Origin of the sequence: Paractinoplanes hotanensis (assembly GCF_023717965.1) — a bacterium.
GTDB classification, from domain to species: Bacteria; Actinomycetota; Actinomycetes; order Mycobacteriales; family Micromonosporaceae; genus Actinoplanes; species Actinoplanes polyasparticus.
The window spans coordinates 1-701 of sequence record NZ_JAMQOL010000138.1; the positions used below are offsets into that span (position 1 = coordinate 1).

A 701-nucleotide genomic window follows, 5' to 3' on the forward strand; every position below is an offset into this window, starting at 1 on the left:
CTGCTGGTGCCGTTCGTCGACTCGGTGCGCAGCAAGGTCGACATGCGCGAGCAGGTCGTCTCGTTCCCGCCCCAGCCGGTGATCACCTCCGACAACCTGGTCGTGTCGATCGACACGGTGCTCTACTTCAAGGTCGTCGACCCGGTGCGGGCCACCTACGAGATCTCGAACTTCCTGCAGGCCATCGAGCAGCTGACCGTCACCACGCTGCGTAACGTCATCGGCTCGCTCGACCTCGAGCGCGCCCTGACCAGCCGTGAAGAGATCAACCGCCACCTCTCGACGGTGCTCGACGAGACCACCGGCCGCTGGGGCATCAAGGTCACCCGGGTCGAGATCAAGGCGATCGAGCCCCCGCCCAGCATCCGCGACTCGATGGAGAAGCAGATGCGCGCCGAGCGGGAACGACGCGCCACGATCCTCAACGCCGAGGGCCACAAGCAGGCGGCGATCCTCACCGCCGAGGGTGAGAAGCAGTCGCAGGTGCTGCGCGCCGACGGTGACCGGCAGGCTCGTATCTTGCAGGCCGAGGGCCAGGCCAAGGCGATCCGTACGGTTTTCGACGCGATCCACACGGCCAACCCGTCCCAGAAGGTGCTGGCCTACCAGTACCTGCAGGCCCTCCCGCAGATCGCGAACGGCACCGCCAACAAGGTGTGGATCGTTCCGACCGAGCTGACCAAGGCCCTCGAGGGCATGGG

At 66.5% G+C, this 701-nt stretch carries 1 protein-coding gene; it reads left to right on the forward strand.

Features of this window, described 5'->3' with window-relative positions; genetic code table 11:
* Positions 1-701: SPFH domain-containing protein (locus tag LXN57_RS47760; RefSeq protein ID WP_251804972.1), on the forward strand; the 701-nt coding region annotated here is incomplete at both ends.